At 72.1% G+C, this 26,640-nt stretch carries 23 protein-coding genes; 20 read left to right on the top strand and 3 right to left on the bottom strand.

Annotation, left to right across the window (positions count from 1 at the left end):
* Nucleotides 1-138 precede the first annotated feature (138 nt).
* The 7 genes from SRB5_RS03250 (at nucleotide 139) to SRB5_RS03220 (ending at nucleotide 7,161) form a co-directional block, all read left to right on the top strand.
* Nucleotides 139-1,920 (top strand): DUF5941 domain-containing protein, encoded by a 1,782-nt coding sequence (locus SRB5_RS03250; RefSeq protein ID WP_153449786.1) that lies wholly within the window; start codon nucleotides 139-141, stop codon nucleotides 1,918-1,920.
* A complete protein-coding gene (locus tag SRB5_RS03245) occupies nucleotides 1,917-2,654 on the top strand; it encodes a phosphocholine cytidylyltransferase family protein (protein ID WP_153449785.1) in 738 nt (245 codons plus the stop codon). The genes SRB5_RS03250 and SRB5_RS03245 overlap by 4 nt, the downstream gene beginning before the upstream one ends.
* Complete coding sequence (locus SRB5_RS03240; RefSeq protein WP_323376937.1) at nucleotides 2,642-3,709, top strand: iron-containing alcohol dehydrogenase family protein; 1,068 nt, start codon at nucleotides 2,642-2,644, stop codon at nucleotides 3,707-3,709. The genes SRB5_RS03245 and SRB5_RS03240 overlap by 13 nt, the downstream gene beginning before the upstream one ends.
* A complete protein-coding gene (locus SRB5_RS03235) occupies nucleotides 3,687-4,466 on the top strand; it encodes a CDP-alcohol phosphatidyltransferase family protein (protein WP_153449784.1) in 780 nt (259 codons plus the stop codon). Before SRB5_RS03240 ends, SRB5_RS03235 begins: the two co-directional genes overlap by 23 nt.
* Before the next feature lie 5 nt (nucleotides 4,467-4,471).
* Nucleotides 4,472-5,368, top strand: a complete 897-nt coding sequence (locus SRB5_RS03230) for a glycosyltransferase family 2 protein (RefSeq protein WP_153449783.1) — start codon at nucleotides 4,472-4,474, stop codon at nucleotides 5,366-5,368.
* A gap of 85 nt (nucleotides 5,369-5,453) precedes the next feature.
* Entirely contained in the window at nucleotides 5,454-6,371 is a 918-nt protein-coding gene (locus tag SRB5_RS03225; RefSeq protein WP_153449946.1) for an ABC transporter permease, read from the top strand.
* Nucleotides 6,358-7,161 (top strand): ABC transporter ATP-binding protein, encoded by an 804-nt coding sequence (locus tag SRB5_RS03220; RefSeq protein ID WP_153449782.1) that lies wholly within the window; start codon nucleotides 6,358-6,360, stop codon nucleotides 7,159-7,161. Before SRB5_RS03225 ends, SRB5_RS03220 begins: the two co-directional genes overlap by 14 nt.
* An 82-nt stretch (nucleotides 7,162-7,243) precedes the next feature.
* On the opposite strand, the gene SRB5_RS03215 is transcribed toward SRB5_RS03220, so the two are convergent.
* Nucleotides 7,244-9,433 (bottom strand): MMPL family transporter, encoded by a 2,190-nt coding sequence (locus tag SRB5_RS03215; RefSeq protein ID WP_323376936.1) that lies wholly within the window; start codon nucleotides 9,431-9,433, stop codon nucleotides 7,244-7,246.
* A gap of 86 nt (nucleotides 9,434-9,519) precedes the next feature.
* Here SRB5_RS03215 and SRB5_RS03210 point away from each other — a divergent pair, with 86 nt between their 5' ends.
* From SRB5_RS03210 to SRB5_RS03160, 11 genes are all read left to right on the top strand, one after another.
* Nucleotides 9,520-10,149: a TetR/AcrR family transcriptional regulator gene (locus tag SRB5_RS03210; RefSeq protein WP_153449781.1), complete on the top strand. Its 630-nt coding sequence runs from the start codon at nucleotides 9,520-9,522 to the stop codon at nucleotides 10,147-10,149.
* A gap of 456 nt (nucleotides 10,150-10,605) precedes the next feature.
* A complete protein-coding gene (gene hpnC, locus SRB5_RS03205) occupies nucleotides 10,606-11,499 on the top strand; it encodes a squalene synthase HpnC (protein WP_323376935.1) in 894 nt (297 codons plus the stop codon).
* Between the two features lie 6 nt (nucleotides 11,500-11,505).
* Nucleotides 11,506-12,423 (top strand): presqualene diphosphate synthase HpnD, encoded by a 918-nt coding sequence (hpnD, locus tag SRB5_RS03200; protein WP_323376934.1) that lies wholly within the window; start codon nucleotides 11,506-11,508, stop codon nucleotides 12,421-12,423.
* Between the two features lie 127 nt (nucleotides 12,424-12,550).
* Nucleotides 12,551-13,996 (top strand): hydroxysqualene dehydroxylase HpnE, encoded by a 1,446-nt coding sequence (gene hpnE / locus SRB5_RS03195; protein ID WP_153449780.1) that lies wholly within the window; start codon nucleotides 12,551-12,553, stop codon nucleotides 13,994-13,996.
* On the top strand, nucleotides 13,993-15,096 hold the full coding sequence (locus SRB5_RS03190) for a polyprenyl synthetase family protein (RefSeq protein WP_153449779.1): 1,104 nt from the start codon (nucleotides 13,993-13,995) through the stop codon (nucleotides 15,094-15,096). The genes hpnE and SRB5_RS03190 overlap by 4 nt, the downstream gene beginning before the upstream one ends.
* A gap of 56 nt (nucleotides 15,097-15,152) precedes the next feature.
* Nucleotides 15,153-17,147, top strand: coding sequence for a squalene--hopene cyclase (gene shc / locus SRB5_RS03185; RefSeq protein ID WP_323376933.1), 1,995 nt, complete (start codon nucleotides 15,153-15,155; stop codon nucleotides 17,145-17,147).
* Entirely contained in the window at nucleotides 17,147-17,785 is a 639-nt protein-coding gene (locus SRB5_RS03180; protein WP_153449778.1) for a phosphorylase family protein, read from the top strand. Before shc ends, SRB5_RS03180 begins: the two co-directional genes overlap by 1 nt.
* Nucleotides 17,786-17,790: 5 nt before the next feature.
* A complete protein-coding gene (hpnH, locus tag SRB5_RS03175) occupies nucleotides 17,791-18,810 on the top strand; it encodes an adenosyl-hopene transferase HpnH (protein WP_153449777.1) in 1,020 nt (339 codons plus the stop codon).
* A 55-nt stretch (nucleotides 18,811-18,865) separates the two neighbouring features.
* Entirely contained in the window at nucleotides 18,866-20,812 is a 1,947-nt protein-coding gene (dxs, locus tag SRB5_RS03170; RefSeq protein WP_153449776.1) for a 1-deoxy-D-xylulose-5-phosphate synthase, read from the top strand.
* Nucleotides 20,809-22,188: an aspartate aminotransferase family protein gene (locus tag SRB5_RS03165; RefSeq protein WP_153449775.1), complete on the top strand. Its 1,380-nt coding sequence runs from the start codon at nucleotides 20,809-20,811 to the stop codon at nucleotides 22,186-22,188. Before dxs ends, SRB5_RS03165 begins: the two co-directional genes overlap by 4 nt.
* A gap of 51 nt (nucleotides 22,189-22,239) precedes the next feature.
* Nucleotides 22,240-23,463 carry a serpin family protein gene (locus tag SRB5_RS03160; protein WP_153449774.1) on the top strand — a complete coding sequence of 408 codons (1,224 nt, stop codon included), beginning with the start codon at nucleotides 22,240-22,242 and terminating at the stop codon, nucleotides 23,461-23,463.
* Here the strand turns inward: SRB5_RS03160 and SRB5_RS03155 are convergent.
* The gene (locus SRB5_RS03155) at nucleotides 23,460-24,248 is read right to left on the bottom strand and encodes a tyrosine-protein phosphatase (RefSeq protein ID WP_153449773.1); all 789 of its coding nucleotides are present in this window, start codon (nucleotides 24,246-24,248) and stop codon (nucleotides 23,460-23,462) included. The two genes, SRB5_RS03160 and SRB5_RS03155, sit on opposite strands and share 4 nt — an antisense overlap.
* Before the next feature lie 175 nt (nucleotides 24,249-24,423).
* On the opposite strand from SRB5_RS03155, the gene SRB5_RS03150 reads away from it, so the two are divergent.
* Together SRB5_RS03150 and SRB5_RS03145 are read left to right on the top strand one after the other, a co-directional pair.
* A complete protein-coding gene (locus SRB5_RS03150) occupies nucleotides 24,424-25,128 on the top strand; it encodes an SIMPL domain-containing protein (RefSeq protein WP_323376932.1) in 705 nt (234 codons plus the stop codon).
* Between the two features lie 106 nt (nucleotides 25,129-25,234).
* Complete coding sequence (locus SRB5_RS03145; RefSeq protein ID WP_407703863.1) at nucleotides 25,235-26,044, top strand: SGNH/GDSL hydrolase family protein; 810 nt, start codon at nucleotides 25,235-25,237, stop codon at nucleotides 26,042-26,044.
* On the opposite strand, the gene SRB5_RS03140 is transcribed toward SRB5_RS03145, so the two are convergent.
* Nucleotides 26,033-26,623 (bottom strand): TetR/AcrR family transcriptional regulator, encoded by a 591-nt coding sequence (locus tag SRB5_RS03140; protein WP_323376931.1) that lies wholly within the window; start codon nucleotides 26,621-26,623, stop codon nucleotides 26,033-26,035. The two genes, SRB5_RS03145 and SRB5_RS03140, sit on opposite strands and share 12 nt — an antisense overlap.
* Nucleotides 26,624-26,640: the final 17 nt, after the last annotated feature.

Here is a 26,640-nt window from a genome sequence, read left to right as displayed (position 1 = left end):
GCGCCGTCGCGCGGGCGAACGGGCGGTGAACCCCGGGTTCCAGGGATCCGCTAACCTCTGCCGACATGTTCCCCACCGAACGGGGGACAGGGCGGCATACGCCGGTACCCGGAACCTTGAGCCAAGGAGTGAGTTCGTCTGCGGACCGCAATCCTCATCGGCCCGTCCGTCCCGGAGTCGCCGCTCGAGGGCGACCTGAGGGCGCTCGGTTACGACGAGATCCGTACGGCGGCCGACGTGGCCGACGCCGCCACGGTGCTGGCCCTGCTGCCCGAGGCGGGATCGGTCGCCCTGGTCGACAGCCGCTTCACCGGGCACACGCACAGTCTCCGGCTGGCCCTCACCGACCCCCGCTGGACCGCGTCCGCCGTGCCGGGCGCCGTGGCGGCGCACACCGGGGCGCGCGCGGCCCTGGCCCGCGCCACCATGCGCAGCCACGACCTCGACGCGCTCGCCGTACAGCTGGACACCCAGCTGCAGGCGGACGGTGACCGGCTCGTACGACCGGAGCTGGGCTCCCTGGTGGCCGAGGTGCCGCAGGACGCCGCCGGACGCCGCAAGGCCGAGGACGCCGTCGCGGCCGTGGACGAGGAGAAGGTGCGGCTGAACTCCGCGGTGAAGTCCCGCGACGGGTTCTTCACCACCTTCTTCATCAGCCCGTACTCCAAGTACCTCGCCCGCTGGTGCGCCCGCCGCGGCCTCACCCCCAACCAGGTCACCACGGCCAGCCTGCTGACCGCGCTGATCGCCGCCGGCTGCGCCGCCACCGGCACCCGGCCCGGTTACATCGCCGCCGCCGTGCTGCTGATCCTCTCCTTCGTCCTGGACTGCACCGACGGCCAGCTCGCGCGCTACTCCCTGCGGTACTCCACGCTCGGCGCCTGGCTGGACGCGACGTTCGACCGGGCCAAGGAGTACGCCTTCTACGCCGGTCTGGCGCTCGGCGCCGCGCGTAACGGGGACGACGTGTGGGCGCTGGCGCTGGGCGCGATGGTGCTGCAGACCTGCCGGCACATGGTCGACTTCGCGTTCATAGAGGCGAACCAGGACGCGAGCGGCAACGCCCGGACCAACGCCGCGATCTCCGCCCGGCTCGACAGCGTCGGCTGGACGGTCTGGGTCCGGCGGATGATCGTGCTGCCCATCGGCGAACGCTGGGCCATGATCGCCGTCCTCACGGCGCTCACCACCCCCCGGATCGTCTTCTACGCCCTGCTCGCCGGCTGCGCCCTCGCGGCCCTCTACACCACCGCCGGCCGCGTCCTGCGCTCCCTGCGCACCCGCGACAGCCGCACCGACCGCGCCGTACAGGCGCTGGCCGCCCTCGCCGACACGGGCCCCCTCGCCGAGGGTGTCGCGGCGCTCGGCCGGGGCCGGCTGCCCGCCGGCGCCGGACCCGTCGCCGCCGCGATCGGGGGGCTCGCCGTGATCGGCACGGCGCTGTTCACGCCGGCCGGGAGCCGCTGGCCGCTGATCGGCGCGCTGGTGTACGTCGTGGCCTCGGGGCTGGCCGTCGCCCGGCCGCTGACCGGGCGGCTGGACTGGCTGATCCCGCCGGTCTTCCGTGTCGCCGAGTACACGACCTTCCTCGTCCTCGCCGCCCGCTCGGACGCCGACGGGGCGCTGCCCGCGGCTTTCGGCCTGGTGGCCGCCGTTGCGTACCATCATTACGACACCGAATACCGCATACGCGGCGGTGCCGGGGCCGCCGCGCCCTGGCTGGTGCGGGCGACCGGCGGCCATGACGGCCGGACGCTGGTGGCCGTGGCCGCCGCCGCGCTGCTCGGCGGTGCGGACCTCACCCTCGCGCTCACAGCCGTCGCCCTCGTCGTGGCGGTGCTCGTGCTCGTCGAGAGCATCCGTTTCTGGGTCTCTTCCGGAGCGCCCGCAGTACACGAAGAGTCAGGAGAACCCGCATGATCGGCCTTGTGCTCGCGGCCGGCGCCGGACGGCGTCTGCGCCCCTACACGGACACCCTCCCCAAGGCGCTGGTGCCCGTCGACGGGGACACCACCATCCTCGACCTGACGCTCGGCAACTTCGCCGAGATCGGCCTCACCGAGGTCGCGATCATCGTCGGGTACAAGAAGGAAGCGGTGTACGCCCGCAAGGAGGCCCTCGAGGCCACGTACGGGCTGAAGCTGACCCTGATCGACAACGACAAGGCGGAGGAGTGGAACAACGCCTACTCCCTGTGGTGCGGGCGTGACTCGATCAAGCACACGGTGATCCTCGCCAACGGCGACACCGTCCACCCGGTCTCCGTCGAGCGCACCCTGCTCGCCGCCCGCGGCGAGGGCAAGAAGATCATCCTCGCCCTGGACACGGTCAAGAAGCTGGCCGACGAGGAGATGAAGGTCGTCGTGGAGCCCGGCAAGGGCGTCCGGCGCATCACCAAGCTGATGGACCCGGCGGAGGCCACCGGCGAGTACATCGGCGTCACCCTCATCGAGGGCGAGGCCGCCGACGAGCTCGCGGACGCGCTGAAGACCACCTTCGAGCGCGACCCCGACCTGTACTACGAGGACGGGTACCAGGAGCTCGTCAACCGTGGCTTCACGGTTGACGTGGCGCCCATCGGGGACGTCACGTGGGTCGAGATCGACAACCACGACGACCTCGCCAGGGGCAGGGAGATCGCGTGCCAGTACTGACCCGGCTGATGCCGAGCCCGGTCGTCGTCGACATCCGCGCCGGCGCGCTGGATGACCTGGCCGCGATTCTCACCGACCAGCGCATCGCCCCCTCGGGCAAGCTCGCGTTCGCCCTCAGCAACGGCGGCTCGGGCAAGCTGCTGCGCGAGCGCTTCGCCGGCGCCTTCCGGAACGCCGACTGGTTCGCCGATGCCGACGGCACCATCGACGGCGCGGTCCGGCTGGCCGACTCCATCAAGCGGGGCGGCCGCTACGACGCCGTCGTCTCGCTCGGCGGCGGCAAGGTCGTCGACTGCGCCAAGTACGCGGCCGCCCGCGTCGGACTGCCGCTGGTCGCCGTCGCCACGAACCTCGCCCACGACGGCCTGTGCTCGCCGGTCGCCACGCTCGACAACGACGCCGGCCGCGGCTCGTACGGCGTGCCGAGCCCGATCGGCGTGATCATCGACCTGGCCGTGGTCCGTGACGCCCCGGCCCGCTTCGTCCGGGCCGGAATCGGCGACGTCGTGTGCAAGATCTCCGCGGTCGCGGACTGGGAGCTGGCGCACCAGGAGGAGGGCGAGACCGTGGATGGTCTCGCCGCCGCCATGGCCCGCCAGTCCGCCCACGCCGTGCTGCGCCACCCCGGCGGCATCGGCGACGACGACTTCCTCGGCGTCCTCGCCGAGTCCCTGGTGATGTGCGGGCTGGCGATGTCCGTGGCCGGTGACTCGCGGCCGGCGTCGGGCGCCTGCCACGAGATCTCCCACGCGTTCGACCTGCTCTTCCCCAAGCGCAACGCGCTGCACGGCGAGCAGTGCGGCTTCGGCGGGGCCTTCGCCACCTATCTGCGCGGTGACCACGACACCGCGCGCGAGATGGCGGGGACGCTGCGCCGGCACGGCCTGCCCGTACTGGCCGGTGAGATGGGCTTCAGCGAGCAGGACCTCGTCGAGGCGGTGCGGTTCGCCCCGCAGACCCGCCCCGGCCGCTTCACCATTCTTGAGCACCGCAAACTGTCCGCAGATGAGATCAGGGACGAATACACCGACTATGTCAAAGCCATCAGTAGCTGAGCTCCGTCCGGTCGTCCACCCGCCGGGTGTGAAGGACCGCCGGAGCGGGGAGCACTGGGCCGGCCGGCTCTACATGCGCGAGGTGTCGCTGCGCATCGACCGGCACCTGGTGAACACCCGGGTCACCCCCAACCAGCTGACCTATCTGATGACGGTCGCCGGAGCCCTGGCGCTTCCGGCGCTGCTGGTGCCGGGGATCCCCGGTGCGGTGCTCGGTGTGCTGGCGGTGCAGATGTACCTCCTGCTCGACTGTGTCGACGGCGAGATCGCCCGCTGGAAGAAGCAGTTCTCCCTCGGCGGCGTCTATCTGGACCGCGTCGGCGCCTATCTGTGCGACGCCGCCGTCCTCGTCGGCTTCGGGCTGCGCGCCGCCGATCTGTGGGGGACGGGCCGCATTGACTGGCTGTGGGCGTTCCTCGGTACGCTCGCGGCGCTCGGCGCGATCCTGATCAAGGCCGAGACGGACCTGGTGGGCGTCGCCCGGCACCAGGGCGGGCTGCCGCCCGTCCAGGAGGCGGCCGCCGAGCCTCGGTCCTCCGGCATGGCCTTCGCGCGCCGGGCTGCCGCGGCGCTGAAGTTCCACCGGCTGATCCTCGGGGTCGAGGCGTCGTTCGTGATCCTCGTCATGGCGGTGCTGGACATGATCAGGGACGACCTGTTCTTCAGCCGGCTCGCTGTGGCGGTGATGGCGGGTATCGCCGTCCTGCAGACGCTCCTGCATCTCGTCAGCATCCTGGCCTCGAGCAGATTGCGGTGAGTGGAATGGCGTCTGAACAACTGAGGGTCGGGGCCGTCGTCATCACCATGGGCAACCGGCCCGTCGAGTTCCGGGCGCTCATGGAATCGATCGCCAAGCAGGACGGCCCGCCCATCGACGTCGCGGTCGTCGGCAACGGCGCCCCCGTCCCCGAGCTTCCCCCGATGCCCGGTGCGGTGCGTACCGTCGACCTGCCCGAGAACCTGGGCATCCCCGGCGGGCGCAACGTCGGCATCCTCGAGTTCGGCCCGGGCGGGCGGGACGTGGACGTCCTGCTGTTCCTGGACGACGACGGGCTGCTGCCCAACCAGGACACCGGACAGCTCGTCCGCGAGGCCTTCGCGGCGGACCCCGGGCTCGGCATCGTCAGCTTCCGGATCGCCGACCCCGAGACGGGCGAGACGCAGCGCCGGCACGTGCCGCGGCTGCGCTCCTCCGACCCGATGCGCTCCTCGCGCGTGACGACGTTCCTGGGCGGCGCGAACGCCGTGCGCACCAAGGTGTTCCAGGAGGTCGGGGCGCTCCCCGAGGAGTTCTTCTACGCCCATGAGGAGACCGACCTGGCCTGGCGGGCGCTGGACGCCGGCTGGTCCATCGACTACCGCTCCGACATGGTGCTGCACCACCCGACGATGCCGCCGAGCCGGCACGCCACGTACCACCACAACGTCGCCCGCAACCGCGTCTGGCTGGCCCGGCGCAATCTCCCCGCGGTGCTGATCCCCGTCTATCTGGGGGTGTGGTTCCTGCTGACCGTGGTACGCAGACCGTCGGCCACCGCCCTCAAGGCGTGGCTCGGCGGCTTCAAGGAGGGCTGGCGGACCCCCTGTGGTCCACGGCACCCCATGAAGTGGCGTACGGTATGGCGGCTGACCCGGCTGGGACGCCCGCCGGTCATCTGACAAGCTTGCGTTACCAGTTTTCCGGGGGACATCCCCGGCCCCCCGGCCCGAGGACGGAAGTTTTACGACTGTGAGCGATACGGCAATGGGTGCCCCGCCCGGCAGCCACCCCGACGACGCCCTCTCGCCCGCCGACCTGGCGGCGAAGTACGGACTGTCCGTCAGCGGAGCCCGCCCCTCTCTGGGGGGATACGTCCGGCAGCTGTGGGACCGGCGGCACTTCATTCTCGCGTTCTCCCAGGCCAAGCTCACGGCGCAGTACAGCCAGGCGAAGCTGGGACAGCTGTGGCAGGTGGCGACGCCGCTGCTGAACGCGTTCGTGTACTGGGTGATCTTCGGCCTGATCCTGGGCGCCCGCGACGGTGTGCCCGGCGGCAAGCACAACTATGTGCCGTTCCTGGTCATCGGAGTGTTCACCTTCACCTTCACCCAGCAGTCGGTGATGTCGGGTGTCCGGGCGATCTCCGGCAACCTGGGCCTGGTGCGGGCGCTGCATTTCCCGCGGGCCTCGCTGCCGCTGTCCTTCGCCCTCCAGCAGCTCCAGCAGCTCCTCTACTCGATGATCGTGATGATCATTGTGCTGCTGGCCTTCAACCAGTACCCGACGTGGCGCTGGCTGGCCGTCCCGGCGGTCCTGGTGCTGCAGTTCCTGTTCAACTCGGGGCTGGCCCTGATCTTCGCCCGCATGGGCTCGAAGACCCCGGACCTGGCCCAGCTGCTGCCGTTCATCCTGCGTACCCTGATGTACGCGTCGGGCGTGATGTTCCCGATGCGGGCGATGCTGGCCAAGCACAGCGATGTCCCGAACTGGGTCGTCGATCTGATCGAGGCCAATCCGGTCGCCGTGTTCATGGACCTCATGCGGTACCTGCTCATCGAGGACTACAGGTTCAGCGACATCGCCCCCCACGCGTGGTTCCTCGCGGGCGGCTGGGCGCTGCTGTTCTTCGTCGCGGGGTTCGTCTACTTCTGGAAGGCCGAGGAGCGATATGGCCGTGGCTGAGCACATCCCCGCCGAGACCCGGCACAGCGGCGACCGCCAGCCCACCGTCATCTGCGACGGTCTGCACGTCGTCTACCGCGTCAACGCGGGCGGCGGACGCGGTTCGGCCACCGCCGCGCTGAACCGCATAATCCGGCGCCAGCCGTCGCCCGGGCGGATCCGCGAGGTGCACGCGGTGCGCGGGGTGTCGTTCACCGCGTACAAGGGCGAGGCGATCGGTCTCATCGGCACCAACGGCTCCGGCAAGTCGACGCTGCTGAAGGCCGTCGCGGGGCTGCTGCCCGCCGAGCGCGGCCGGGTCTACACCGACGGCCAGCCGTCGCTGCTGGGCGTGAACGCGGCCCTGATGAACGACCTCACCGGTGAGCGCAACGTGATCCTCGGCGGTCTCGCCATGGGGATGTCGCGCGAGCAGATCCGCCAGCGGTACCAGGGCATCGTCGACTTCTCCGGCATCAACGAGAAGGGCGACTTCATCACCCTCCCGATGCGGACGTACTCCTCCGGTATGGCGGCCCGGCTGCGGTTCTCCATCGCCGCGGCCAAGGACCACGACGTGCTGATGGTCGACGAGGCCCTCGCGACCGGTGACAAGCGGTTCCAGAAGCGCTCCGAGGCCCGGATCCGCGAGCTGCGCAAGGAGGCCGGCACGGTCTTCCTGGTCAGCCACAGCAACAAGTCGATCCGGGACACCTGCGACCGGGTCCTCTGGCTGGAGAAGGGCGAGCTCGTCATGGACGGGCCCACCGAGGAAGTCGTCAGGGCGTACGAGAAGGAGACGGGCAAGTAACCCGTCCCCCGTCCGGTACGACACCGCCCCGCCCCCTCGTCACAAGGGGCGGGGCGGTGCCGTGTACGGGTCCGGAACGGACTCACATCCGCGCGGGTACCCGCTCCGCGTCGGGTGACACGGCCGATTCCCGCAGCCCGACGCGGCCGTGCAGCCGGCGCAGGCCGCGCGGCGCGTACCAGGCGCCCCGGCCGAGCAGCCGCATCGCCGCCGGGACGAGGACGCCGCGTACCGCCACCGCGTCGACGAGGATCGCCAGCCCGCTGCCCAGACCGAACATCTGGATGAAGCTGACCTCGCTGGTGGTGAAGGCGAAGAAGCTGACCGCCAGCAGCCCGGCCGCCATGGTGACGATCCGTCCGGTACGGGCCAGTCCCTGGACGACCGCCTCGGCGGGGGCAGCGCCGGCGTCGTGGAGTTCCTTCATCCGGCTGGTGAGGAAGACCTCGTAGTCCATCGACAGACCGAAGGCGATGCAGAACATCAGCACCGTCATCGCCGTGTCCATCGGCTGCGGGGTGAAGCCCAGCAGCCCGCTCAGATGCCCGTCCTGGAAGACCCACACCATCGCGCCCATCGCGGCCATCAGGCTGACGCCGTTGAGGACCAGGGCGCGCAGCGGCTGGACGACGCTGCCGGTGAAGAGGAACAGCAGGACGAACGTGGTGGCGGCGATCCACACGACGGCGTACGGCAGCCGCTCGCCGATGGAGTGCCGGGAGTCGACGAGCCGGGCGTCGTTCCCGCCGACCAGCACCTCGCTCCCGCGCGGCGCCGGTACGCCGCGTACCTGCCCGACGAGGTCGCGGGCGGCGGCGGACTTGCTCTCGAGCCGGCTGATCACCGTGAGCCGCTGGGCGTCCGGCCGGCCCAGGGCGGCGGCCGCCGGCGCGGGTGCGGACCGCTGGCCCGTCCGCCAGCTGCCGGCGCTGGTGTCGACCCGCTGGACGCCGTCGAGGGACGACACCTTCGCCGCGTACGAACCGAGCTCCGCCGGGCCGACGGGGCCGGTGGTGACGAGGTGCAGGGCGGACTCGTCGTTCGCCGTGAAGCCCTGCCGCAGGGCCGCCGACACCTCACGGCTGCCGGCGTCCCCGGGCAGCACCCGCTCGTCCGGCGTGCCGAAGGTGACGCCCAGCAGCGGGCTCGCGGCGAGCAGCAGCACCGCCAGGACGGGCAGCGCGGTGAGGGCGGGCCGGCGCATGACGGTGCCGGCGATCCGGCCCCACAGCCGCGAGTCCGCGCTGCGTACCGTACGGGAGCCGGGCAGACGCCCCTTGTTCACCCGGTGGCCGAGGACCGCCAGCAGCGACGGGACGACGATCAGCGAGCTCACCGCCGCGACGGCCACCACGCCGATGCCGGCGTAGGCGAAGGAGCGCAGGAAGTACGGCGGGAAGAGCAGCAGCGCGGCCAGCGCGGCGACGACGGTGGCCGCCGAGAAGGCGATGGTGCGTCCGGCGGTGGTGACCGTGCGGCGGATCGCGCCGGGGACGCTGTCGCCGTGCGCCAGCTGTTCGCGGAAGCGGCTGACCAGCAGCAGACCGTAGTCGATGCCCAGGCCCAGGCCCAGGGCGGTGGTCAGGTTCACGGAGAAGACGGACACGTCCGTGAAGCTGCCGAGGACGTACAGCTCGGCGAAGGTGCCGAGGATCGCGATCAGTCCGATGGCCAGCGGCAGCAGCGCGGCGACCAGGGAGCCGAAGGCGATGACCAGCAGGATCAGCGTCAGCGGGACGGCGATCGACTCGGCGACCGCCAGATCGGCGCCGACCTGGGCCGTGACGTCGTGGTTCACGGCCGCGGCGCCGCCCGCCCGGACGGTGATGCCGTTCTCGGTGCCGGTGTACGTGTCGATGAGGGCCTCGGCGTTGGTGCCCTCGTCCTTGTCGCCGCCCTTGACGTGGGCGAGGACGAGGGCCTGTTCGCCGTCGCGGGAGAGCAGGCCGGCGCCGCCGTCGTCCCAGTACGACAGGACGTTGGCGACGGTGTCGTCGGCGCGCAGTCCCGCGGTGATGCGCTCGCCGCGTTCACGGCCGGCCGGCGTGCCGGCGCCGTCGACCAGGAGGACGAAGTTCGTGTCGCCGCCGAACTTCTCGTCGATCAGGGCACGGGCCCGGCTGGAGGGGGCGCTCGGATCGTCGAAGCCGCCTCCGCTGAGCTTGCCGAAGGCGCCCACTCCCAGGACCGCCATCGCCGCGACGGCGAGGGCGGTGATCAGCAGTAACAGTCGGGGTCTGCGGGCGGTGAGGCCGGCGATCCGGGTCAGCACGATGGGTTCCCCCTCCAATGTTTACGTCGTTAACACTGAAGGTGCCAGTGGATGTTAATGCTGTCAACATCGGGCATGATGCAATCATGCGGGAACCCAGCGGCACACGGACCGGATACCACCACGGCGATCTGGAGAACGCGCTGGTCGCCGCCGCCACGGAGCTGGCGCGCGAGGGCGGTCCCGAAGCCGTGGTCCTGCGTGAGGCCGCCCGGCGCGTCGGCGTGTCGCCCACCGCCGCGTACCGGCATTTCGCCAATCAGGCCGACCTGCTGCACGCGGTCAAGGCCAAGGGTCAGCGTCGGCTCGCGCGCACCATGGCCGGCCTCGCCGAGGGGCTGGGCGCGCAGGGCGGTCCGCGCGAGCGGTTCTACCGGCTGGGGCAGGGGTACGTGCGCTTCGCGGTCGAGGAGCCCGGGCTCTACCGCACCGCCTTCTGCCACGTCTCCGTCGCCCCCCTGCAGGGTTCGCGGGAGGGGGGTGGCGACATGAGCAGCGCGTTCGACCTGCTGGTCGGGGTCCTCGACGAGCTGGAGTCCGCCGGTGTGCTGCGGCCCGGTCTGCGGGAGGGCGCCGAGTTCGCCGCCTGGTCCGCCGTCCACGGGCTGGCGATGCTGATCCTGGACGGATCCCTCGCGGTCCTCCCGGAGCCCGCCCTGGAGCAGGCGATCGACCGTACGCTGCGGATGGTCATCACCGGCCTCACGGTGGACTGAGCCGCGGCGGCCGATGTCCGCCCTCGTGCCGGGGCGTCACGTCTGCGATCACATTCCGGTCAAGTTCATGCAGGACACGGAAGTTTCGGGGATCGTCGGATGTTGTGAGACGGAGGGCGTACCCCGGCGCACATGCCAGTTCTGTACGGCGTACGCTGTTGCGGTGCTGATTCGTCCCGAGACGGGCTGGTTCGGCACCCGGGCTGCCGGTCTTGACCCGGCAGCGTCGCAGCTCAGGGGCGTACGCCCGTGTGCGGCGTGTCCGGAATGAGTTGGTCTGGGTCGGCAGTGTAGAACGGGAGGCGTGACGGCAGTGGCCACGGATTTGTCCCGGTACCCAGCCGCCGCCGCCACAGTGCGGTGGGCGGCGGCCCCGCGGACCCCCGCGGAGCGGTCCCCGGGCAGTTTCCGGTGACCGCCGGCAACCGCGGAGGGCCGAAAGCCGTCTCCGGCAGGGTGGGGGGAAACAACCGTAAAGATCCGTCACAAGCCGTTCTGGACCAGGCCCGTGACGAGAATTTTCCTGTCGCGCCGTTCTTCCTGCCGAAGGCATGGCGCACCGATCTCATGGCCGTCTACGGCTATGCCCGGCTCGTCGACGACATCGGCGACGGCGACCTCGCTCCCGGCGGCGCGGACGCCCGGGCCCTGGGCGTCGCCCCGGAGCGCGCGGGCGACCGGCTCGTCCTGCTCCAGGCGTTCGAGGACGACCTGCACCGCGTCTTCGACGGCGAACCGCGCCACCCGCTCCTGCGGGCGCTGCAGCCGACCGTCCGCAGGCACGGCCTCGACCGCGCCCCGTTCCTCGGGCTCATCGGCGCCAACCGGCAGGACCAGCTGGTCCGCCGGTACGCCACCTACCAGGAACTCCTCGACTACTGCGAACTGTCCGCCAACCCGGTCGGACGCCTCGTGCTGGCGCTCGCCGGGGTGTCGACCGAGCAGCGGGTGGCCTGGTCGGACGCGATCTGCAGCGGACTGCAGATCGTCGAACACCTCCAGGACGTCTCCGAGGACCTGGTCCGCGACCGGATCTATCTGCCGGCCGAGGACATGAAGCGCTTCTCCGTCGGCGAGGGCGACCTCGCCCTGCCCGCGGCGAACGACGACGTCCGCGCGCTCATCGCCTTCGAGGTCGAACGGGCGAACGAACTGCTCGATCAGGGCGCTCCGCTCGTGCGCAGCGTCCACGGCAGGCTGAGGCTCCTGCTGGCGGGATTCGTGGCCGGGGGGCGTGCCGCGCTGAAGGCGATCGCGGCGGCGGGCCACGACACTCTCCCCGGTCCTCCCAAGCCCACCAAGCCCGCGCTGCTGCGCGAGGTGGGCGCGGCTCTGCGAAAAGAGAGGTGAGGATACGTGGAACCGAGTTCTCCTGTACTCGCCGCGTACAGCTACTGCGAGGCGGTCACCGGACTGCAGGCGCGCAACTTCGCGTACGGCATCAGGCTGCTGCCCGCCGACAAGCGCCGCGCGATGTCCGCCCTGTACGCGTTCTCGCGGCGCGTCGACGACATCGGTGACGGGGAGCTGGCGCCCGACGCCAAGCTGGCCAGGCTCGAACAGACCCGTGAAGTGCTCGCCCTCGTCCGCGCGGGTGAGGTGACCGAGGACGACACCGACCCCGTGGCGGTGGCCCTCGGCCACGCCGCGACGGTGTTCCCGATCCCCCTCGAGGGGCTCGACGAACTCATCGACGGCGTGCTGGCGGACGTCCGCGGCGAGGAGTACGAGACCTGGGACGACCTCAAGGTCTACTGCCGCTGTGTGGCCGGCGCCATCGGCCGGCTCTCCCTCGGCGTCTTCGGCACCGTTCCCGGCGCCCGCGACGCCGGACGCGCCCCCGAGTACGCCGATACCCTGGGCCTGGCCCTGCAGCTGACGAACATCCTGCGCGACGTCCGCGAGGACGCGGACAACGGGCGCACCTATCTGCCCGCCGAGGACCTCGCCAAGTTCGGCTGCTCCGCCGGGTTCCACGGCCCCGTACCGCCGGCCGGCTCCGACTTCGCCGGCCTGGTGCACTTCGAGGTGCGCCGCGCCCGGGCGCTGTTCGCGGAGGGTTTCCGGCTGCTGCCGATGCTCGACCGGCGCAGCGGTGCGTGCGTCGCCGCCATGGCCGGCATCTACCACCGGCTGCTCGGCCGGATCGCCGCCGACCCCGGGGCGATCCTGCGCGGCCGGGTCTCGCTCCCCGGGCGGGAGAAGGCGTACGTCGCGGTGCGCGGGCTGACGGGATACGACGCCCGCCAGACGGCACGCGGGCGGCGCCCATGATTGCGCCGGCCGCGGACGGGCCAGGGATGAGGATGCGGGTCTGCCGGCGGCGGGCAACCTTCCGCCGGAAGATCGCGTCCTCCCGCCTGATGACCAAGGGGGCTGTGCGATCTTGAACGACGGGCGGATGACAGCCGCTGCACGGCCGTCGGCCGTGGTGATCGGGGGCGGGCTGGCCGGCACCACGGCGGCGCTCGCGCTCGCGGACTCCGGGGTCGACGTCACCCTCCTCGAGGGCCGGCCGCGCCTGGGCGGACTCGCGTTCTCCTTCGAACGCCAGTCGGCCGCCGGGCCGCTCACCGTCGACAACGGCCAGCACGTGTACCTGCGTTGCTGCACCGCGTACCAGTGGTTCCTGGACCGCGTCGGCGGCCTCGACCTCGCACCGCTGCAACGCCGGCTGGACGTACCCGTACTGGACGCCGGCAACCGCAGGCTCGGGCGGCTGCGGCGCGCCGGACTGCCCGTACCGCTGCATCTGGCCGCCAGCCTGGCCCGCTACCCGCATCTGTCGCTCGCCGAACGGGCCTCCGTCGGCCGGGCGGCGCTCGCGCTCAAGGGCCTCGACCTCGCCGACCCGGCGCTCGACCGGGAGGACTTCGGCAGCTGGCTGGCCCGGCACGGGCAGTCGCCGCGGACCGTCGAGGCGCTGTGGGACCTGGTGGGCGTCGCCACGCTCAACGCCGTCGCGGGGGAGTCGTCCCTGGCGCTGGCCGCCATGGTGTTCAAGACCGGCCTGCTCAGCGAGCCCGGCGCCGCCGACATCGGCTTCGCCCAGGTCCCCCTCGGCGAACTCCACGACACCCTCGCCCGCCAGGAGCTGGACAAGGCCGGCGTCCGCACGCGGCTGCGCACCCGCGCCCGGACCCTGACCCGCACCGACACCGGCTGGCGGGTCACCGTGACCGCCGGCCCCGGGCAGGGCGCCGAGCTGGACGCCGACGCCGTGGTGCTCGCCGTACCCCAGCGCGAGGCGCACGGACTGCTGCCCGACGGCGCGATCGACGGCAAGGACCGGCTGCTGCGGATCGGCACCGCGCCCATCCTCAACGTCCACGTGGTGTACGACCGCACGCTCCTGCGCCGGCCGTTCTTCGCCGCGCTCGGCACCCGCGTGCAGTGGGTCTTCGACCGTACGGAGACCTCCGGGCTCGAGGGCGGCGGACAGTATCTGGCGCTGTCGCAGTCGGCCGCGCAGGACGACATCGACCGGCCGGTGGAGGAGCTGCGCACGCGGTATCTCCCCGAGCTGGAGCGGCTGCTGCCCGGCGCCCGGGACGCGGTCGTACGGGACTTCTTCGTGACCCGGGAGCGCACGGCGACCTTCGCGCCGGCCCCCGGTGTCGCGAGCCTGCGTCCGCCGTCGCGCACCCGCGCGCCGGGACTGGCGCTGGCAGGCGCGTGGACCGACACCGGGTGGCCCGCGACGATGGAGGGTGCCGTGCTCAGCGGCCTTTCGGCGGCGGACGGCGTGCTGGGCGGCCTCGGCCGCAGGCTGACCGCGCGGACCCGGACCAGACCTCTGCCGACGGCCGCGAGGACGTCGCCGGCGACCGCGACGGAGGCGGCATGAGTATCAGTACCGAAGGAGACAGCGTGGCCGTGATCGACTCGAACCACAGCGGTGGTACGACGGAGGCCTTGCTCGAACGCGGGCGCGCCCTGTCCCTGCCGCTGCTGCGCGCCGCCGTGGACCGGCTGGCGCCGCCCATGGACACCGTGGCCGCCTACCACTTCGGCTGGATCGACGCCCTGGGCAACCCGGCCGACGGCGACGGCGGCAAGGCCGTACGCCCCGCGCTCGCGCTGATCTCCGCCGAGGCGGCCGGCGCGCCCCCCGAGGCGGGGGTGCCCGGCGCGGTGGCCGTGGAGCTGGTGCACAACTTCTCGCTGCTGCACGACGACCTGATGGACGGCGACGAACAGCGCCGCCACCGCGACACGGTGTGGAAGGTGCACGGCCCCGCCCAGGCGATCCTCGTCGGCGATGCCCTGTTCGCCCTGGCCAACGAGGTGCTGCTGGAGCTCGGCACCGCCGAGGCCGGCCGGGCCACGCGCCGGCTGACGACCGCGACGCGCAAGCTCATCGACGGCCAGGCGCAGGACATCTCCTTCGAGGGCCGTGAGCGGGTCACCGTCCGGGAGTGCCTGGAGATGGAGGGCAACAAGACGGGCGCCCTCCTCGCCTGCGCCTGCTCCATCGGCGCCGTCCTGGGCGGCGCCGACGACGCCACCGCGGACGCGCTGGAGACGTACGGCTACCACCTGGGGCTGGCGTTCCAGGCCGTCGACGACCTGCTCGGCATCTGGGGCGAGCCGGCCGTCACGGGCAAGCAGACCTGGAGCGACCTGCGCCAGCGCAAGAAGTCGCTGCCGGTGTGCGCGGCGCTCGCGGCGGGAGGGCCGGCCTCCGACCGGCTCGCCGAGGTCCTCGCCGCCGACGCCAAGGCCACCGGCACGGAAAATCCGGAGGCGGACGACGCGTTCAGTGAGGAAGAATTCGCCACTCGCGCCGCGCTGATCGAGGAATCCGGCGGCCGGGAGTGGACCACGCAGGAGGCGCGCCGGCAGCACGCCACCGCGCTCGCCGCGCTGACGGGAGTGGCCATGCCGCAGGCCGTACGGAACCAACTGACGGAGCTCGCCGACTTCGTGGTCGTCCGCAGACGCTGACCGGCCTGACGGGTTCGACCAGACCCGCCCGGACAAGGGGAAGAAGGTGCCAGACAGTGACAGCCACAACCGACGACAGCACCGGACCGGTGCACCCCCGGCACACATCTGACTCCGCCGCGACCGCCGCCGATCCGGCGGCGGAACCGGCCTCGAGCGCCGCCAAGACCGCCGCCGAGCGGGCCACGGCGTATCTCCTGGACCGCCAGGACGAGGCCGGCTGGTGGAAGGGCGACCTGGAGACGAACGTCACCATGGACGCCGAGGACCTGATGCTGCGCGAGTTCCTCGGCATCGGCGACGACCGCACCACGGCCGCCGCCGCCCGCTGGATCCGCTCGCAGCAGCAGGCCGACGGGACCTGGAACACCTTCCACGGCGGCCCGCCCGAACTCTCCGCCACCATCGAGGCGTACGTCGCGCTGCGCCTGGCCGGCGACGATCCGGGGGCGCCGCACATGGCGGCGGCCTCCGCCTGGGTGCGCGAGCAGGGGGGCATCGCCGCGAGCCGGGTCTTCACCCGGATCTGGCTCGCGCTCTTCGGCTGGTGGAAGTGGGACGACCTGCCCGTCCTGCCGCCGGAGCTCATCTACTTCCCGAAGTGGTTCCCGCTCAACATCTACGACTTCGGCTGCTGGGCGCGCCAGACCATCGTGCCGCTCACCATCGTCTCCGCCGAACGGCCCGTGCACGAGGCGCCCTTCACCCTGGACGAGCTCCACACGGACCCGGGGAATCCCGCCCCGCCGCGCCGGTTCGCCCGAGCCGCCAGCTGGGACGGCGTCTTCCAGCGGCTGGACAAGGCCCTGCACGTCTACCACAAGGTGGCCCTGAAGCCGCTGCGCCGGGCCGCCAAACGACGCGCCGCCGAGTGGATCGTCAAACGGCAGGAGAGCGACGGCTGCTGGGGCGGCATCCAGCCCCCGGCCGTCTACTCGATCATCGCGCTGCGGCTCCTCGGCTACGGTCTGGACCATCCGGTGATACGAGCGGGGCTCAAGGCGCTCGACGAGTTCGCCGTCTGGCCCGACGAAGACACCCGCATGATCGAGGCATGCCAGTCCCCGATCTGGGATACCTGTCTCTCCATGATCGCCCTCGCCGACGCCGGAGTCGCCGCCGACGACCCCCGGCTCATCAAGGCCGCCGACTGGCTGCTCGCCGAGCAGGTCTTCGCCGACGGCGACTGGTCCGTGCGCCGTCCCGGACTGCCGCCCGGCGGCTGGGCGTTCGAGTTCCACAACGACAACTACCCCGACACCGACGACACCGCCGAGGTCATCCTCGCCCTGCGCCGCGTCCAGCACCCCGACGCCGCCCGGGTCGACACCGCGGTGGAGAAGGCCGTGCGCTGGACGGCCGGCATGCAGTCCCAGGGCGGGGCGTGGGGCGCGTTCGACGCCGACAACACCTCGCCCCTGCCCAACAAGCTCCCGTTCTGCGACTTCGGCGAGGTGATCGACCCGCCGTCGGCGGACGTCACGGCCCACGTGGTCGAGATGCTCTCGTACGAGGGCCTCGCCCAGGACCCGCACGCCCGCCGCGGCGTCGGCTGGCTGCTCGCCGAACAGGAGGCGTCCGGCGCCTGGTTCGGGCGCTGGGGCGTCAACTACGTCTACGGCACCGGCTCGGCCGTCCCCGCGCTCGTCGCCGCCGGACTGCCCGGCACGCACCCGGCGATCCGGCGGGCGGTGACCTGGCTGGAGGGCGTGCAGAACGACGACGGCGGCTGGGGCGAGGACCTGCGCTCCTACCCCGACCCCGAGTGGATCGCCCGGGGCACCTCCACCGCCTCCCAGACGGCGTGGGCGCTGCTGGCGCTGCTCGCCGCCGGGGAGCACGCCTCCCCGGCCGTGGAGCGCGGCGTGCGCTGGCTGGCCCGCACCCAGCGGGCGGACGGCACCTGGGACGAACCGGAGTTCACCGGCACCGGCTTCCCCTGGGACTTCTCCATCAACTACCACCTGTACCGGCACGTGTTCCCCCTCACCGCGCTCGGGCGCTATCTGCACGGCGGTGCGGACGCGCTGGAACGCCGGCGGGAGGGCTGATGCCGCCACCCGCCGGGGCCGCGGACGGTCCGCTCGTACTCGCCTGCGCGCTCGGCATCGAGCGCCGGGCGCTGCGCGGCGGGCTCCCCGGGGACACCGGCGGGGAGGTGGCCGTCCTGCGCACCGGGATGGGTCCCGCGGCCGCCCGGCGCCGCGTCGCGGACCGGCTGCGGACCGACGAGTTCCGCCGCTCACCTGTCCTGGCCACCGGATTCTGCGCCGGACTCGAAACCGGGATGCGTCCCGGGGACGTCATTGTCGCTACAACCGCAGAAGTGGACGACGAGCGCATTGCGTGCGAATCCGCCGCCGTGCTGGCCGAAGCCATCGGCCTGCTCGGCCTCACCGTCCACCGGGGCACCCTGGCCGGCTCCGACCACGTCGTGCGGCCGCACGAACGGGCACAGCTGCGGGCCAAGGGCGCCGCCGCCGTGGACATGGAATCCGCGGCCACCCTCAGCGAATCCCTGCGCACCGGCCCGCGGCCGGTCGCCGCGGTCCGCGTGGTGGTGGACGCACCCGGCCACGAACTACTGCGAATCGGAACGCTGCGCGGCGGCCTCAGGGCCTACCGCGTGCTCAGCACAGTCCTACCCGCCTTCTTCGAATGGCACCGCACTTTGCTCCCCAGGAGGTGAGCCCGATGGCCATGCCGCTTCGTCAGACCATCAAGGTCGCTGGTTATCTCTTTCAGCAGAAGACTCTTCGCAGGCGCGACAAATTCCCGCTCCTGGTGGAGCTGGAACCGCTCTTCGCCTGCAACCTGAAATGCGAGGGCTGCGGCAAGATCCAGCACCCGGCCGGAATCCTGAAGCAGCGGATGCCCGTGGCGCAGGCCGTCGGCGCGGTGCTGGAGGCGGGCGCCCCGATGGTGTCCATCGCCGGCGGCGAGCCGCTCATGCACCCGCAGATCCACGAGATCGTGCGCCAGCTCGTGGAGAAGAAGAAGTACGTCTTCCTGTGCACCAACGCCCTGCTGATGCGCAAGAAGATGGACAAATTCACCCCGTCCCCGTACTTCGCCTGGGCCGTCCACATCGACGGCCTGAAGGAGCGGCACGACGCGTCGGTGGCCAAGGACGGCACCTTCGACGAGGCCGTGGAGGCCATCAAGGAGGCCAAGCGCCGCGGCTTCCGGGTGACCACGAACTCCACCTTCTTCAACACCGACACACCGCAGACCATCATCGAGGTCCTCAACTTCCTCAACGACGACCTGAAGGTCGACGAGATGATGCTGTCGCCCGCGTACGCCTACGAGAAGGCTCCCGACCAGGAGCACTTCCTGGGCGTGCAGCAGACCCGCGAGCTGTTCAAGAAGGCCTTCGCCGGGGGGAACCGGAAGAAGTGGCGGCTCAACCAGAGCCCGCTGTTCCTCGACTTCCTCGAGGGCAAGGTCGACTTCCCGTGCACCGCGTGGGCCATTCCCTCCTACTCCCTGTTCGGGTGGCAGCGGCCCTGCTATCTGATGAGCGACGGTTACGTCACCACGTACAAGGAGCTCCTGGAGGAGACCGACTGGGACAGCTACGGCCGCGGCAAGGACCCGCGCTGCGCCAACTGCATGGCGCACTGCGGCTACGAGCCCACCGCGGTGCTGGCGACCCTGGGGTCGCTCAAGGAGTCGCTGCGGGCCGCCCGCGAGACCCTGGGTGGTTCCTGACGCGGCCGAGACACGGCGTGACCCCGTACATCAGGCAAGGGAAGGGGGGCCGGACATGACCCTGCTGGAGACCATCCGCGGACCGCGCGACCTGAAGGAACTGCCCGAAGAGCGACTGGCCGAACTGGCGGAGGAGATCCGCCAGTTCCTGATCCACGCGGTCGCCCGCACCGGCGGCCATCTGGGCCCGAACCTGGGCGTGGTGGAGCTCACCATCGCCCTGCACCGGGTCTTCGACTCACCGGCGGACCGCATCCTGTGGGACACCGGCCACCAGAGTTACGTCCACAAACTCCTCACCGGCCGGCAGGACTTCTCCAAACTCCGCGGGAAGGGCGGCCTGTCCGGCTACCCCTCCCGGGAGGAGTCCGACCACGACGTCATCGAGAACAGCCACGCCTCGACCGTCCTGGGCTGGGCCGACGGACTGGCCAAGGCCGGCCAGGTGCGCGGCGAGAACAACCACGTCGTCGCCGTCATCGGCGACGGGGCGCTCACCGGCGGCATGGCGTGGGAGGCGCTGAACAACATCGCCGCCGGCAGGGACCGCCCGCTGATCATCGTCGTCAACGACAACGAGCGCTCCTACGCCCCGACCATAGGCGGCCTCGCCAACCATCTGGCGACGCTGCGCACCACCGACGGCTACGAGCAGTTCCTCGCCTGGGGCAAGCGGGTCGTCCAGGAGATGCCGGTCATCGGCCGGCCGCTGTACGAATCGCTGCACGGCGCGAAGAAGGGCTTCAAGGACGCCTTCGCCCCGCAGGGCATGTTCGAGGACCTGGGGCTGAAGTACGTCGGCCCCATCGACGGACACGACACGGCCGCCGTCGAGTCGGCGCTGCGCCGCGCCGCCCGCTTCCACGGGCCGGTGCTGGTGCACTGTCTGACGGAGAAGGGCCGCGGCTACCGGCCGGCGCTGGAGGACGAGGCGGACCGCTTCCACGCGGTCGGGAAGATGGACCCGCTGACGTGCGAGCCGGTCGGGCCCAAGGGGCCGCCGTCGTGGACGTCGGTGTTCGGCGACGAGATGGTGCGCCTGGGCGCCGAGCGGGACGACGTCGTCGCGGTCACCGCGGCGATGCTGCAGCCCGTGGGGCTGAAGAAGTTCGCCGACGCCTATCCGGAGCGGGTGTGGGACGTCGGCATCGCCGAGCAGCACGCCACGGTCTCCGCGGCCGGTCTGGCGACGGGCGGGCTGCATCCGGTGGTGGCGATCTACGCCACGTTCCTCAACCGGGCGTTCGACCAGCTGCTGATGGACGTCGCGCTGCACCGCTGCGGGGTGACGTTCGTGCTGGACCGGGCCGGGATCACCGGACCCGACGGGGCGTCCCACCACGGCATGTGGGACATGTCGATCCTCCAGGTCGTCCCCGGTCTGCGGATCGCCGCGCCGCGCGACGCCGAGCAACTGCGGCTGCAGCTGCGCGAGGCGGTCGGGGTGGACGACGCGCCGACGGTGGTGCGGTTCGCCCGCGGGTCGGTCGGGCCGGCGGTGCCGGCGGTGGACCGCGTCGGGGGCATGGACGTGCTGTACCGGGGGGAGCGGGAGGACGTGCTGCTCGTCGCCGTCGGGTCGCTGGCCGAGGCGTGCACGGGGGCGGCGGCGCTGCTCGCCGAGCGGGGGATCGGCGTCACCGTCGTCGACCCGCGCTGGGTCAAGCCGGTCGACGAGGCCCTCGCGCCGCTGGCCCGGCGGCACCGGATGGTCGCCGTGGCCGAGGACAACAGCCGCAACGGCGGCGTCGGTTCGGCGGTGGAGCGGGCGCTGCGCGACGCCGACGCCGACATGCCGGTGCGCTGCTACGGTCTGCCCGAGCGGTTCCTGCCGCACGCCGAGCGCGGTGAGCTGCTGGCCGACCTGGGGCTGACGCCGGCGGAGCTCGCGGGATCGATCGGCGGGGTGCTGGCGCGGCTGGACGACAGGGCCGCGGACGACACCGCACCGGCCGCGGTCGCGGTCCGGGTCCAGGGCGCGAAGGGAAACGGGAAGAGATGACGTTCGACCTCGGGAAGCTGCTGGACGAGCGGGGCGGGGAGCGTTACGAACTCCACGGCCGCCACGTCAACCACCAGCTGCCGCGGATGCTGCACACCATCGGCTTCGACAAGACGTACGTCCGGGCCGAGGGCGCGCACTTCTTCGACGAGGAGGGCAACGACTACCTCGACATGCTCGCCGGCTTCGGGGTGATGGGCATCGGCCGCCATCACCCCGTGGTCCGCAAGGCGCTGCACGACGTGCTGGACGCGGGGCTGGCGGACCTGACCCGGTTCGACTGCCAGCCCCTGCCCGGGCTCCTCGCCGAGAAGCTCCTGACGTACACCCCGCATCTGGACCGGGTGTTCTTCAGCAACTCCGGCACCGAGGCCGTGGAGACGGCGCTGAAGTTCGCCCGGTACTACACCGGGCGGACGCGGGTGCTGTACTGCGACCACGCGTTCCACGGGCTGACGACGGGCTCGCTGTCCGTCAACGGCGAGGCGTCCTTCCGCGACGGCTTCGCACCGCTGCTGCCGGACACCGCGGTGCCGCTGGGTGACCTCGACGCGCTGGAGCGGGAGCTGCGCAAGGGTGACGTGGCGGCGCTCATCGTCGAGCCGATCCAGGGCAAGGGCGTGCACGCGGCGCCGCCCGGGTATCTGCGGGCGGCGCAGGAGCTGCTGCACAAGCACAAGGCGCTGCTCGTCGCCGACGAGGTGCAGACGGGACTCGGCCGCACCGGGGACTTCTACGCGTACCAGCACGAGGACGGTGTGGAGCCGGACCTGGTGTGTGTGGCCAAGGCGCTGTCGGGCGGCTATGTGCCGGTCGGGGCGACGCTGGGCCGCGACGCGGTGTTCAAGAAGGTCTACTCCTCGATGGACCGGGTCCTCGTCCACTCGGCGAGCTTCGCGGGCAACGCCTCCGCGATGGCCGCTGGCCTGGCCACGCTGGCGGTGATGGAGGACGAGGAGATCGTCGCCAACGCCCGCCACGTCGGGGACCTGCTGCGCGGCCGGCTCGCGGCGCTGGTCGACACGTACGAGCTGCTGTACGAGGTACGCGGCCGGGGGCTGATGATCGGCATCGAGTTCGGCCGGCCGAAGTCCCTGAAGCTGCGCAGCCGCTGGACGATGCTGCAGGCGGCCCGCAAGGGGCTGTTCGCGCAGATGGTCGTTGTCCCGCTGCTGCAGCGGCACAGGATCCTGACGCAGGTCTCCGGGGACCATCTGGAGGTCATCAAGCTGATCCCGCCGCTGGTGGTGACGGAGGCCGACGCGGACCGGTTCGTCGAGGCCTTCACCCAGGTGATGGACGACGCGCACGCGGGCGGCGGGCTGATCTGGGACTTCGGCAAGACCCTGGTGAAACAGGCGGTGGCCAACCGCTGAGGTGGTACAAAACCGTGGCCCCGGACGGCTCGTGGTGTCTAGGCTGCGCGGATGATCTCGACGACGACCGTCCGTGCCGTCAACGCGATGACCGCCCGCTGGGCGCGTACCGGCTGGGAGCCCGGGAGCGGCAGCGTGTTCGCCGCTCCCGGCGCCTGGCCGCTGATCGGCCTGCTGGCCGGCGCCGCCGACGGCCCCGCCCGGACCGAACTGGAGGGCGCGCTCGGCGTGCCCGCCCATGAGGCCGCCCGGCGTTCCTGGGACGTGCTCGACACCCTCGCCGACGCCGCGGGCGTGGACTCGGCGCTCGGGCTGTGGATCCGCGAGGACCTGCTGCGGCTGCGCCCGGAGTGGGAGGCGGGACTCCCGGCCGGGGTACGCGGCGCGCTCAGCGGGGACCCGGCCGCCGACCAGGACGCCCTCGACGCGTGGGCGGCGGCGCGTACCGACGGGCTGATACCCGCGATGCCCGTACCGGTGACCGACGACACCGAACTCGTCCTGGCCTCCGCCCTGCTGCTGCGCACGACCTGGCTGCGGCCGTTCCAGGAGGCCTGGGGCGGCACGGAGGAGGGGCCGTGGGCCGGGCGGGACCTCCACCTGCTCCACCGCGTCACGTCGGTCCTCGACCGCCTGCGGGTGATCCGCACGTCCGGCGGCCCGCACACCATGGTCGAGGTCGTCGGGGACAACGGGACCGACGTCCATCTGGTGCTGGGCCCCGAGGGCTCACCGCCCGGAGAGGTGCTGGCCGCCGGCGCGGAGGCGATCGCCGGGCGGTGGCCGCGTACGCCCGGCGGCGCGCTGCCGCTGGGGGAGGCCGGGCCGGGGGTGGAGGTCAGCCATGTGCGCAGCGAGCGGCGGGAGGACCGGCTCCTGCTCGAGACCGTGCAGTTCGGCGTCGACGCGTCGCACGATCTGGTGGGGCTGCCCGAGGTGTTCGGGCTGTCCGCCGCCGCGGACACCGGGCACGGCCACTTCCCCGGCATCAGCTCACGCCCCCTCGCGGTCGGCGCGGCGGCGCAGCACGCCTCCGCCACGTTCGGCCCGCTGGGCTTTCGCGCGGGGGCGGTCACGGCTGTCGCGATGGTCGCCGGCGGGGTGCCCGCCGAGCCGCGGCAGCCGTACATCGTGAAGCACGTCGATGTCCGCTTCCTGCGCCCCTTCGGCTTCCTCGCCGTGCACCGCCGGTCGAAGCTGATTCTCGCGGCCGGCTGGGTCGAGACGCCCGACGAGTACGACGTGGCCGCCGAGCTCGCCGGGTGGGAGGACTAGACCAGCAGCTTTTCGCGCAGCCGGGTTCGCGTCGGCTCGTCGAGGCCCAGGCCCTCGGTGAGGTAGTTCTCCGGGGAGCCCCAGGTCAGCTCCATCTGGTCGAACGCCGCCGCCAGATATGCCGTGCGCGCCTCGAACAGCGGGCTCAGCAGCGCCACGACCTCCGGCGACATGCCCTCCGCCGCGTCCTTGGCGCGGTGCATCCGGTAGCGGCGGTGCTTGGCGTTGGACTCGAGATAGTCCGCCTCTATCGCCTCCCGCTCCACCCCGAGCGCGAGAAGCGTGACGGCTATCGTCATCCCGGCCCGGTCCTTGCCGGCGGCGCAGTGCATCAGCGAGGGGACCGCGTCGTTCGCCAGGGTGCGCAGGACGCGGGACTGGTCCGCGGTCCGCGTCGCGACCAGCCCGCGGTACGTGGCCTCCATCCGCGCGGCCGCCCTGCCGTCGCCGAGCATCTCGTTGAGGGTGGACAGGTCGCCGTGGCGGACCAGGCGCCAGAACTCCTTGCCGTCCGCCGGGTCGTCGAGGGGGACGTTCAGATTCCGTACCCCGGGCAGCGAGACGTCGGGGCCCTCCAGGGCTATGTCGGCGGCGTTGCGGAAGTCGAAGATCGTGTGCAGGCCGAGCGAGGCGAGGAACGCGGTGTCCTCGGGCGTGGCGTGTGCCAGATGGCCGCTGCGGTAGAGGACCCCGGTCCTGGTCTGCCGGCCGTCCGCGGTGGGCAGACCGCCCACGTCACGGAAGTTGCGCACACCGGTCAGCTCGGGCTCGGTCGTCTGCGTCATCTGCTGCTCCTCAGGGCCGTCGGGGCGTTGTCGACGATACGACATACGTTCCCCGGTCAATCAGTTCGAGGCCGGTGACGATGTCCACAGGCGCCCCGCCGCTGAACCGGTGATCCCCCGGGAGTGGCGCCCGCGCCCCGTGCGCGGCGGATGCTGGGATACGGCCATGCCCCCTGTGAGACGAATCGTCACCCTTGTCCTCGGCGCCCTGCTCCTCGCCCTCCCGACGGCCACCACCGCCGTCGCGGCACCCCGCGCACCCGAACCGGTCACCGTCGCCGTGACCGGTGAGGGAAGCGCCACCAGCCCCCCGGACGCGGCGGTGCTCAACGCCGGAGTGGAGGTCACCGGCGAGACCGTCGCGGCGGCCATGGCCGCGCAGAACACCGCCGCGCGGGCCTTCCTCGACGCCGTCGCGGCGCAGGGGATCGCGGACGGCGACGTCCGGACGGACGGGATGTTCCTCGGCCGCGTCGACCCGCCGTTCAACCCTGACGGCTCGACGACCGGCTACCGGGCCGGGCAGTCCTTCACCGTCACCGTCCGCGACATCGCCCGGATCGGCGACGTCATCACCGCGGTGAGCGAGGCCACCGGGAACGCGGGCCACATCAACGGCATCTCCTTCGACGTCGCCGACCGGCACGCGCTGGAGGCGCGGGCGCGGGTCGAGGCCTTCGCGGACGCGCGGGCCAAGGCCGAGCAGTACGCCGTCCTCGCCGGCGGCGAGGTGGGCCGCCTGGTGTCCGTGAGCGAGGACGGCGCCTTCGTCCCGCCCGCGTTCCGGCTGCCTCCGTCCGGCGCGGGGGAGACGGTGCCCGTCGCGCCCGGAGAGGTGACGAGCACGGTCACGGTGTACGCCGTCTACGAGCTCACCTGACGCGTATTCCCGGGCCGGGGGCCGGCGGCGCGTGGCGTTTCTCACCCGCCGTCAACCCCTCCCTACGGTCGCGTAGGTCACATCCGAGGGGGAATCATGGGCCGACGTGGCAGATGGTTCGATTTCTTTCGCGGGTTCCTTCCCTTCCTCCGAGATCACGTCCTACGTGGCGATCGGTGACAGCTTCACCGAGGGCGTCGGCGACCCCGGACCGGACGGGTCCCTCGTCGGCTGGGCGGACCGGTTCGCGGCACTGCTCGCCGGGGGAGCGCGCGGCGGCGGCTTCCGCTACGCGAACCTCGCCGTCCGCGGCCGGCTCCTCGACCAGATCGTGGCCGAGCAGGTGCCCCGGGCCGTCGAACTCGGCCCCGACCTGGTGAGCTTCTGCGCCGGCGGCAACGACATCATCCGCCCCGGCACCGACCCCGACGACGTCGCCGAGCGGTTCGAGGCGGCGGTGGCCGAGCTCACGTCCGAGATCGGCACCGTGCTGGTGACCACCGGCTTCGACACCCGCGGGGTGCCCGTCTTCAAGCATCTGCGCGGCAAGATCGCCACGTACACCGCACACGTCCGCGCCATCGCGGACCGCTACGAGTGCCCCGTCCTCGACCTGTGGTCGCTGCGCTCCGTCCAGGACCCCCGGGCCTGGGACGCGGACCGGCTGCACCTCTCGCCCGACGGCCACACCCGGGTCTCGCTGCGCGCCGCGCAGGTCCTCGGCCTCACCCCGCCCGCCGACCCGGACGAGGCCTGGCCGCCGCTGCCGCCCCGCGGCACGATGGAGGTGCGCCGGGACGACATCCACTGGGCACGCGAGCATCTGGTGCCGTGGATAGGGCGGCGGCTGCGCGGGGAGTCCTCGGGCGACGGACTGACGGCGAAGCGGCCGGACCTGGCACCCCTAGAGGTCTAGTTCGCGGGTGACCGCTTCGTCGATCCACGCCCGCATCGTCGCCGGCCGCAGGGCCCCCGGGTAGCTCGTCAGCTGGACCGCCAGACCGTCCAGGAACGCCGTCAGCCGCCACGCCGTCGCCCGCGGGTCGGCGCAGCGGAACTCGCCCGCCGCGGTGCCCTCGGCGATGACGTCCGCCAGCGCGGACTTCCAGCGGGCGTCCAGGTCACGGGCGACCTCGCGCAGCGCCGGTTCGCGCAGGGACGCCGCCCAGCCCTCGATCCACAGCCGCCAGCCCTTCGCCGGGCCGGTGGGCGCGTACCAGCGGATCGCGGCGCGCAGCCGCTTCAGGGCCGGCTCGCGGCGGGCGACGATGGCGTGGAGCTGCGCGAGGTCCGCCTCCGCGGCGTAGGCGAAGGACGCGGCGACCAGCTTCTCCTTGGTGGCGAAGTGGTAGAGGACGAGGGCGTTGCTGACGCCCAGGGCGGCCGCCACGTCGGAGATGCGCAGGGCGGCGATGCCGCGTTCCCCGATCTGTCCGACCGCCGCCCGCAGCAGCTCCTCGCGCCGCTCCCCGACGGCCAGTCTGGTCCTCGCCACGCCCCGAACCCTATCCG

The organism is Streptomyces smaragdinus (genome assembly GCF_009604385.1).
In the GTDB taxonomy this organism is placed as follows: Bacteria; Actinomycetota; Actinomycetes; order Streptomycetales; family Streptomycetaceae; genus Streptomyces; species Streptomyces smaragdinus.
This window is presented reverse-complemented; position numbering and strand designations above follow the sequence as displayed.

What these genes read in the sequence shown, in the direction of transcription:
- SRB5_RS03230 (WP_153449783.1), top strand. Translation starts at nt 4,472, where the DNA reads ATGGCGTCTGAACAACTGAGGGTCGGGGCCGTCGTCATCACCATGGGC.
- SRB5_RS03245 (WP_153449785.1), top strand. Translation starts at nt 1,917, where the DNA reads ATGATCGGCCTTGTGCTCGCGGCCGGCGCCGGACGGCGTCTGCGCCCC.
- SRB5_RS03155 (WP_153449773.1), bottom strand. Translation starts at nt 24,248, where the DNA reads ATGACGCAGACGACCGAGCCCGAGCTGACCGGTGTGCGCAACTTCCGT.
- SRB5_RS03220 (WP_153449782.1), top strand. Translation starts at nt 6,358, where the DNA reads ATGGCCGTGGCTGAGCACATCCCCGCCGAGACCCGGCACAGCGGCGAC.
- SRB5_RS03160 (WP_153449774.1), top strand. Translation starts at nt 22,240, where the DNA reads ATGATCTCGACGACGACCGTCCGTGCCGTCAACGCGATGACCGCCCGC.
- SRB5_RS03235 (WP_153449784.1), top strand. Translation starts at nt 3,687, where the DNA reads ATGTCAAAGCCATCAGTAGCTGAGCTCCGTCCGGTCGTCCACCCGCCG.
- SRB5_RS03225 (WP_153449946.1), top strand. Translation starts at nt 5,454, where the DNA reads ATGGGTGCCCCGCCCGGCAGCCACCCCGACGACGCCCTCTCGCCCGCC.
- SRB5_RS03180 (WP_153449778.1), top strand. Translation starts at nt 17,147, where the DNA reads ATGCCGCCACCCGCCGGGGCCGCGGACGGTCCGCTCGTACTCGCCTGC.
- dxs (WP_153449776.1), top strand. Translation starts at nt 18,866, where the DNA reads ATGACCCTGCTGGAGACCATCCGCGGACCGCGCGACCTGAAGGAACTG.
- hpnH (WP_153449777.1), top strand. Translation starts at nt 17,791, where the DNA reads ATGGCCATGCCGCTTCGTCAGACCATCAAGGTCGCTGGTTATCTCTTT.
- hpnE (WP_153449780.1), top strand. Translation starts at nt 12,551, where the DNA reads ATGACAGCCGCTGCACGGCCGTCGGCCGTGGTGATCGGGGGCGGGCTG.
- SRB5_RS03210 (WP_153449781.1), top strand. Translation starts at nt 9,520, where the DNA reads ATGCGGGAACCCAGCGGCACACGGACCGGATACCACCACGGCGATCTG.
- SRB5_RS03165 (WP_153449775.1), top strand. Translation starts at nt 20,809, where the DNA reads ATGACGTTCGACCTCGGGAAGCTGCTGGACGAGCGGGGCGGGGAGCGT.
- SRB5_RS03190 (WP_153449779.1), top strand. Translation starts at nt 13,993, where the DNA reads ATGAGTATCAGTACCGAAGGAGACAGCGTGGCCGTGATCGACTCGAAC.